The 7,871-nt window shown below is 69.0% G+C and carries 6 protein-coding genes and 1 pseudogene (1 of these 7 only partly in view); 4 read left to right on the forward strand and 3 right to left on the reverse strand.

The window, feature by feature from the left end; genetic code table 11:
* Together BGN97_RS09770 and BGN97_RS09775 are read left to right on the forward strand one after the other, a co-directional pair.
* Positions 1 to 280 (forward strand): annotated as a pseudogene (locus tag BGN97_RS09770) (ABC transporter ATP-binding protein); the annotation flags it as partial.
* Between the two features lie 67 nt (positions 281 to 347).
* The gene (locus BGN97_RS09775; RefSeq protein WP_292700658.1) at positions 348 to 1,139 is read left to right on the forward strand and encodes a hypothetical protein; all 792 of its coding nucleotides are present in this window, start codon (positions 348 to 350) and stop codon (positions 1,137 to 1,139) included.
* Positions 1,140 to 1,241: 102 nt separating this feature from the next.
* Here BGN97_RS09775 and BGN97_RS09780 read toward each other — a convergent pair whose 3' ends face one another.
* Together BGN97_RS09780 and BGN97_RS09785 are read right to left on the reverse strand one after the other, a co-directional pair.
* The gene (locus BGN97_RS09780) at positions 1,242 to 2,111 is read right to left on the reverse strand and encodes a DUF559 domain-containing protein (protein ID WP_292700661.1); all 870 of its coding nucleotides are present in this window, start codon (positions 2,109 to 2,111) and stop codon (positions 1,242 to 1,244) included.
* A gap of 292 nt (positions 2,112 to 2,403) precedes the next feature.
* The gene (locus BGN97_RS09785) at positions 2,404 to 2,862 is read right to left on the reverse strand and encodes a GNAT family N-acetyltransferase (protein WP_292700664.1); all 459 of its coding nucleotides are present in this window, start codon (positions 2,860 to 2,862) and stop codon (positions 2,404 to 2,406) included.
* Between the two features lie 137 nt (positions 2,863 to 2,999).
* Between BGN97_RS09785 and BGN97_RS09790 the strand changes: the two genes are divergently transcribed.
* Complete coding sequence (locus tag BGN97_RS09790) at positions 3,000 to 5,219, forward strand: NADP-dependent isocitrate dehydrogenase (RefSeq protein WP_292700667.1); 2,220 nt, start codon at positions 3,000 to 3,002, stop codon at positions 5,217 to 5,219.
* A 221-nt stretch (positions 5,220 to 5,440) separates the two neighbouring features.
* On the opposite strand, the gene BGN97_RS09795 is transcribed toward BGN97_RS09790, so the two are convergent.
* Positions 5,441 to 6,892 carry a L,D-transpeptidase gene (locus tag BGN97_RS09795; RefSeq protein WP_292700669.1) on the reverse strand — a complete coding sequence of 484 codons (1,452 nt, stop codon included), beginning with the start codon at positions 6,890 to 6,892 and terminating at the stop codon, positions 5,441 to 5,443.
* Between the two features lie 176 nt (positions 6,893 to 7,068).
* Here BGN97_RS09795 and BGN97_RS09800 point away from each other — a divergent pair, with 176 nt between their 5' ends.
* Positions 7,069 to 7,871, forward strand: partial view of an ROK family transcriptional regulator gene (locus BGN97_RS09800; protein WP_292700672.1) — the 5' portion only. 322 nt of this gene lie beyond the right edge of the window; 803 of the gene's 1,125 nt are visible here — the first part of the coding sequence; the start codon lies at positions 7,069 to 7,071; its stop codon lies beyond the right edge, outside the window.

Below are 7,871 nucleotides of genomic sequence, written 5' to 3' on the forward strand. Positions count from 1 at the left end.
GCGCGCGTTCCTCGCCGATCCGGCGGTGCTGATCCTCGACGAGGCCACAGCGTCGCTGGATATCCCGTCGGAGCGGCTCATCCAGGACGCCCTGCAGACGCTGCTGGCGGACAGGACGGCGATCATCATCGCGCACCGCCTGTCGACCGTCGCGATCGCCGATCGCGTGCTGGTGATGGAGCACGGGAAGATCATCGAGGACGACACCCCGGATGCCCTGATCGCGGGCACCGGCAAGTTCGCCCAGCTGCACGCCGCCTGGCAGGAGACCCTGGTCTGACATGCCTCCCCGACAGCCCGTCCGTCCCGCCCTTCGGCGCGGCCGGGCGGGCTGTTAGGTTGAAGGAGTGGATCCGATCTGGGCTGCGGCGGCCGAGTTGTGGTGGCTCGCGCCGACGGCTGCAGCCGGCGCAGGGGCGATCGGGTTCGCGACGGTGCGGAGGCGGCAGACGGTGAACGGCAAGCGACTCGGGTACGACGCGGCCCGGCTCGAGCTGCGCCAGGCGCAGCAGGACGCGAGGGACGCCGCCGTGTCCGCACGCGTCGCCCGGGCGGAGGCGGCCCGTATCGCAGCCGATCGCGCGGCTTCGCGGACGGATGCCGTGGCCGTGGCATCCGCTCGCCGCGCGCTGCGCGGGGCGCAGCTGGCGTCGAAGGCCGCGATGGCCCGCGTACGCGCCGCGCGCGCACGCGTCTCGGCCGAGCGCTCGTCACTGGCCTCGGCGGCGGAACTTCCCCTGGACCGGCTGCGCGCCCGCCACGACGCTGTGCTCGCCCGGTGGATGGCCTACGAGACGGATCCCGGTCTGGCGCTGGCGTACCCCGCGATGAGCGACGGACGTCAGCCGCACACGGCCGCCTTCCTCGCCGCCGTCGAACGGGCGCGCGATCGGCGGCCGGCATCCGAGGGCGCGCGCATCACAGCATCCGACTTCTCCGACTACCGTCGCGCCGTCGACGATCTGGAGCGCGCCTTCGACGTCGCCGAGCGCTCCGCGCGTGGAGAGAAGGTGCAGCCCGATCTGCCTGATGCGCTCTGGGATGCGGCCCGTGGATTCGCGGAGAAGTCGACCGAGATGCTGAACCGCACCACCGACCTGCTCGGCGACTGGACCGCTCGGCGTCGGCGCGACCGCTGAGCCCGGCCCCTGGCTGCTGTCTGCGCAGTGTCGTTCTGAAGGAGATTCGCGCTTCTGAAGGATGCCTGCGGCCCTGACGTCCTTCAGAACTGGGAACGTCCTTCAGAACTGACGGGATCTGACCCGTACGCCGCTTTCAGGCGCCACGTGCAGCCCACGGCTGACGGCCCCGGCGAGAGTGCGCTCGACGTGCTCCCAGTTGTAGATGATCTGCGCATACGAGAAGCGAAGCACCGTGTAGCCCCGCATGCGCAGCTCGGCGTCGTGCGCCAGATCGCGGCTGCGGTCGGCGGAGGAGGAGTGGAACGACCATCCGTCGACCTGCACGACCAGGTGCGTGCCGATCAGGAAGTCGATCGGATGCCCGGCCAACTGCACCTGGAATCGCAGCCGCACGCCCCAAGCGCTCAGACGGACGTGGAACACAGTCTCCAGCGATGAGTCCGTGCCCGGGCGCAGATGCTCGAGACACCGGCGAGCTGCGGGTGTCCGCCACCGGACAGTGCGCAAAGCGTCCAGGGAGATCGACTCGATGCGGATCGCTGACTCCCAGATCGCAGCCGCCTGATCCACCGGGAAGCAGCTTGCCGCATCCGAGAGCGCGTCCTCCACGGATGTCTCAAGCCGGCGTGGGCGTGGGGGTGCGAGAGGTCTGCCCCAATGGGCGTGGGCGCCGGCGACACGGACGACGCCGTTCGGCGGCATCCGCAGGTGCAGGTGCTCATCGGTATCCGGCGGCACCCACCATCCCCGTCGCCGGGCGAGCGAGACGCACGTCAACGCGCCGCCCGAATGCGCGGCATCCACGAGTTCGATCGGAGCCGACTCGAGCGCGATCCAGCGTGACCGAATGCGGCGGACCGCACCGGAGCGTATTGCGCTGCGGATGCGGGAGACCGTGTAGCCGGCATCCGCAGCGTCGTCGCGGTGCCCGATGCCGTCCCGCTTCTTCAGCCATGTTCGGAGATCCATGCGCCGATGCTGGCGGAGAACGTGCCGTCGCGGAGCGTGAAATCCGACGAATGTGGGCAAGTCGAGACGGTGCGCGAATGTGCAGGAGGAAAGCGGTCGACGCTTCTGAAGGAGATTCGCGCTTCTGAAGGATGCCTGCGGCCCTGGCGTCCTTCAGAAGTGGAGACATCCTTCAGAAGTGACGGGTGCGGGGCATCGAAGCGCGGCGAAGCGGATGCTGTGCGGGAGCGCTCTCAAGGGGAGCGGCGACGGGGTCTCGGTGGGGGAGGGGATCCGAGGCCCCGCCGCCGGTTCAGTCCGTGACGCGGATCTGCGCGATGACCTCGGAGTACTCGGTCTCGCCGACCGGCTCGAAGCCCACGCGGCGGAAGAACGCCTCGGGGCCGCCCTCACCGGCCTCGTAGATCACGTTCACGTGATCGACGCCGCGCTTGCGGGCCTCGTCGATCAGAGTCTTGACTGCGAAGCGCCCGACACCGCGACCCTGGTCGTCGGCGTCCACGTTGATGCGCCACAGCACGCTGCGGAAGTGCTCCTCGGGGGCATCCGCGTCGAAGCTCGCGCTGACGAAGCCCACCACTTCGTCTCCGTCGAGCACCACGCGCTGCCAGGAGGTCTGGGGGTTCACCACGGTGGCGGCGATCCCGTAGGAGACCGGTGCCAGGAACTGCTCCTGGCCGGGCTTGAGGGACAGGTTGTTGACGGCGACGATCGTCGCCGCGGACAGTTCGACCACACGCAGTTCCGACATGGAACCCAGGCTAGCCCCTCCGCGGGCTTCTGTCGCGGAAACGGCGGCCCCGGTGTCGGAACCCTGAAGGGGTGCCGGGAAGCGGACTCGGGTATCTTGGTATCGAGATAAAATCTGCCCTCGCGAACGGAGATCCGGTGACCGACGACGCCATCATCTACACCTACACGGACGAGGCGCCGGCTCTGGCGACCGCGTCCTTCCTGCCGATCATCAAGGCCTACACCGGTCAGGCCGGCATCGAGGTGGAGACCCGCGACATCTCGCTCGCCGGCCGCATCCTCGCCGCCTTCCCGCAGAAGCTCACCCCCGAGCAGCAGGTGGGCGACGCCCTCGCCGAGCTGGGCGGACTGGCCACGCTCCCCGAGGCCAACATCATCAAGCTGCCGAACATCTCGGCGTCCATCCCGCAGCTGAAGGCGGCCATCGCCGAGCTGCAGGAGAAGGGCTTCGACGTCCCGGACTACCCGGACGAGCCCCAGTCCCTTGAAGAGAAGGACGTCCGCGCCCGCTACGACAGGATCAAGGGCTCGGCGGTCAACCCCGTGCTCCGTGAGGGCAACAGCGACCGCCGCGCGCCCCTGGCCGTGAAGAACTACGCCAAGAAGCACCCGCACCGCAACAAGCCGTTCGCGGAGGGCTCCAAGACGCGCGTCGCGACCATGGGCCACGACGACTTCAAGCACAACGAGCGCTCCTGGGTCGCGGCCCACGATGACGTGCTCAGCTTCCAGCACGTCGCCGCCGACGGCACCATCACCGTGCTCAAGGAGGGGCTGAAGGTCCTGCCGCGCGAGATCATCGACGCGACGTTCCTCTCCGCCGCCGACCTGGATGCCTTCCTCGCGGAGACGCTCGAGCAGGCCAAGGCCGACGACGTGCTGTACTCGGTGCACCTGAAGGCCACCATGATGAAGGTCAGCGACCCGATCATCTTCGGTCACGTCGTGAAGGCCTTCTTCAAGGACGTGTTCGCGCAGTACGGCGACAAGCTCGCCGAGGCCGGTCTGAGCGCCAACAACGGCCTCGGATCGATCCTCTCGGGTCTCGCCGACATCGCGGGCGGCGATGAGATCGCCGCAGCGTTCGACAAGGCCATCGCCGAGGGGCCGCGTCTGTCGTACGTGAACTCCGACAAGGGCATCACCAACCTGCACGTCCCGAGCGACGTGATCGTCGACGCCTCCATGCCCGCCCTGGTCCGCAACGGCGGCAAGCTGTGGGGCAAGGACGGCCGCGAGGCCGACACCATCGCGGTCATCCCGGACTCCTCGTACGCGGGCGTGAACCAGGCCGTGATCGACGACGTCATCGCGAACGGTCCGCTGGACCCCGCCACGATCGGCACCGTGCCGAACGTGGGTCTGATGGCCCAGGCCGCCGAGGAGTACGGCAGCCACGACAAGACCTTCGAGATCGCCTCGGCGGGCGTCGTGCAGATCCTCGACAGCGACGGCACCGTGCTGATCTCGCACGAGGTCGGCGCCGGTGACATCTGGCGAGCCACGCAGACCAAGCACATCCCGGTGATGGACTGGGTCAAGCTCGCCGTGACCCGCGCCCGCGCCACCGGTGCGCCCGCGGTGTTCTGGCTCGACGCCAACCGCTCGCACGACGCGCAGATCATCGCCAAGGTGCACCAGGGTCTCGCGACCCTCGACACCAAGGGCCTGACGATCACGATCCTCGCCCCGGAGGACGCCACGCGCTACACGCTGGCGCGCCTGCGCAAGGGCGAGGACACGATCTCGGTCACCGGCAACGTGCTGCGCGACTACCTGACCGACCTGTTCCCGATCCTCGAGGTCGGCACGTCGGCGAAGATGCTGAGCATCGTCCCGCTGCTCGCCGGCGGCGGCCTGTTCGAGACCGGTGCGGGCGGCTCCGCGCCGAAGCACGTGCAGCAGCTGGTGGAGGAGGACTACCTGCGCTGGGACTCGCTGGGCGAGTTCTTCGCGCTGGCGGCGTCGCTCGAGCACTTCGCGGACCGCACGGGCAACGAGAAGGCCCGCGTGCTGGCCGAGACCCTGGATGCCGCGACCGGCACCTTCCTCGAGCAGGACCGCTCGCCGGGGCGCGCGCTGGGCACCATCGACAACCGCGGCAGCCACTTCTACCTGGGCCTGTACTGGGCGCAGGAGCTGGCGAAGCAGACGAAGGACGCCGAGCTGGCGGCTGCGTTCGCGCCCGTCGCGGCGACGCTGGCCGAGAACGAGCAGAAGATCGTCGACGAGCTGAACGCCGTGCAGGGCAAGCACGCCGACATCGGCGGCTACTACCGCCCCGACGTCGACAAGGTCGCAGCTGTCATGCGTCCCTCGGCCACGCTCAACGCCGTCATCGACGCGCTGGTCTGATCAGGCCTTCAGAACGGGCGGATGCTGCACGAGCATCCGCCCGTTCTGCGTCTGCGGACGCGGAGATCCGGTGGACCGGAGACAAGAGGGGAGCGGATGCCGATGGCATCCGCTCCCCTCTTGTCTCCGATTCAGATCCGTTCAGGCATGTCGCGGCTGCGCCGCTCGACAGCATTCAATCGGCTCCGCCGGACGAGCGAGCTCGCCGGCTTTCACCTCAATCAGCTGTGAACCCAGACCTCGAGGCCCTTCGGGGTCATGTCGTAGACCTGCTTGGCGATGCTCGGCGGCATGTTCACGCAGCCGTGGCTCATGCGGTTGCCGAAGTTGTTGTGCCAGTATGCGCCGTGGAAGGCGATGTTCGGGGCGAACCAGGTGTTCCACGGCACGTCCTTGGTGCAGTACACGGCGCCCTCGAAGCAGCCCATGTCCTGCTTGGCGGTGTGCGCGAACACCGTGAAGTGCCCCAGCGGGGTCGGCGTGCCGGGCAGACCGGAGGAGATCTTCCACGTCTGGACGAGCTTCTCGTTCTCGTACAGGTAGGTCTTCTGCTCGCTGATGTCGACCTCGAGGCGGCGGAAGACGGTGGTCGTCTCGAACGGCGTCGCGTTCACCGGCAGTGCGAAGTTCGCCTTGCCGTCGCCCAGCTGCTTGGCGAAGGCGGACGCGATGCCCGCGGTGTCGCCGAGCGTGCGGCCGTCCTGGCCGGCGGTGAGGGCGCTGAGCACCTTGCCCTTGGAATCGACGATGTTCGTCGCGTTCACGGGCGCGCGGTTCACGAGGGCGGGAAGTCCGGCGACGGCCGTCTGGATGGCCGACTGGTCGGCGGTGATCTTCAGCTTGCCGTCGACGTCGTCGATCTTCAGCCAGCTCGCCGCGACATCGGGCGCGATGGGCACGGTGCGCTCGTCGCCGACGTAGAAGCCGATCGTGGCCAGCATCCCGTTGAGCTTCTCGGCGGTCGCCGTGGCCGTCTTCTCGTCGACGGCGGGGGCGACCTCGGTCGCGTCGCCGGAGAACGAGAACGACGTGCTGCCCTTGGCGGATGCCGCGGTGAACGCGGCCGCCAGGTCGGACACGGAGATGCCGGTGCCGCTCTTGGAAGGAGTGACGGTGTACGCGGCGGACGCCGCATCGAAGGACACGCTGGAGTCGACAGGGTCGACGTAGCTGGTCGGGACGGCGGCGCGCAGCGCGTGGTCGGCGGCCTGCGGGTCGAGCTTCACCTCGGGGGCGATCGCCTTGCCCATCCAGGTGCTGATGTTCCACAGGGGGCGGTCGGCGAACGCCTGGTCGGCGAGCGCCTTGGCGTCGACGCTCGCACCCAGCTCGCTGCCCGTCAGGGTGGTTCCGTCTCCGGTGCCGGTCAGCTCGATCTCGGTCGCGGCGACGCGGTTGCTCACGGCCTCGGCGGCCATGCCCGGGGTCATGCCGCCGACGGGGACGCCGGCGATCGTGGTGCCGGGAGCGATGAGGATGAGGGAGGCGCCGGCAGCGGCGAGCAGAAGGGCTCCCGCGCCGAGACCCAGCCACAGGCCCAGGCGGCGCTTCTTGCGGGCGGGCTCGGTGGGCGCCCACTCCATCGGCGGCTCACCGTCGACGGGAGGCAGCACCTCGGTCGGTGCGGCCTGCGGGATCGCGCCCGTGTCGGGTCCGGAGATCAGATCGGTCACGGACTCACCCCCCATTTGGATAGACATGACTGACTCTTCATGGTACGTGACCGGCGCGGGCCGCGGTGTGGCGGTCGGGCCCGCGAGTGGACATCTGCAGTAACGTTTCGGTAACCTGCGCGCTGCACCCCGCCGCGTCTTGCGCTCGACCATGTTCGTAAGGTGTACTAACAAACATGGAATCGTCACACGGACAGCGGGCCGCGCGCGGTGAGGAGCTCGTCGCCTTCGGCTCGGGACGACGCCTGCGCAGCTCGGCCAAAGTGCTGCCAGAGCAGGCCCGCGCGCACAACCGCTCCCTGGTGCTGCAGACGCTGTACCACCGCGGTGCGATGAGCCGAGCGGACCTGGCCCGCGAGACGGGTCTGACCCGGGTGACCATCTCCGATCTGGTCGCGGAGTCCATCGCCGACGGCATCATCCACGAGATCGGCGTCCGCGAGGCGGCGGGCCCGGGGAAGCCCCCGATCGAGATCGACATCGATCGCGAGGGCCACCAGGTCATCGGCATCGATCTGTCCGGCGCATCCGAGTTCACCGGTTCCGTGCTCGATCTCGGTGGACGCACGCTCGTCAGCCATTCGACGCCGCTTCCCGAGGAACCCGACGCGGAGCACACCTACCAGGCGGTGTTGGACCTGGCACGACGGCTCGCGGCATCCGCGACCCGGCCCGTACTCGGTGTCGGCATCGGCAGCCCCGGCGTCGTGCGCTCGGACGGACTGATCATCAATGCGTCGAACCTCGCCTGGCATGACTTCCCGCTCGAGCGGCGGCTCACCGAGGACCTCGGGCTCCCCGTGATGATCGGCAACGACGCGAACGCCGCGATCCTCGCGGAGTACACGTTCGGTGAGGCGCGCTCCGACCTCATGCTCATCCGCATCGACCGCGGCGTCGGCGCGGGAGTGATCACCGGCGGGCGTCCGCTGGTCGGCGCCCGCTTCGCGGCGGGCGAGATCGGACACGTCGTGGTCGG

It is taken from the genome of Microbacterium sp. 69-10, assembly GCF_001897945.1.
GTDB lineage: Bacteria > Actinomycetota > Actinomycetes > Actinomycetales > Microbacteriaceae > Microbacterium.

Excerpts from the sequence above, each read along its gene's own strand:
- BGN97_RS09780 (WP_292700661.1), bottom strand. The coding sequence starts at position 2,111 with ATGGATCTCCGAACATGGCTGAAGAAGCGGGACGGCATCGGGCACCGC.
- BGN97_RS09785 (WP_292700664.1), bottom strand. The coding sequence starts at position 2,862 with ATGTCGGAACTGCGTGTGGTCGAACTGTCCGCGGCGACGATCGTCGCC.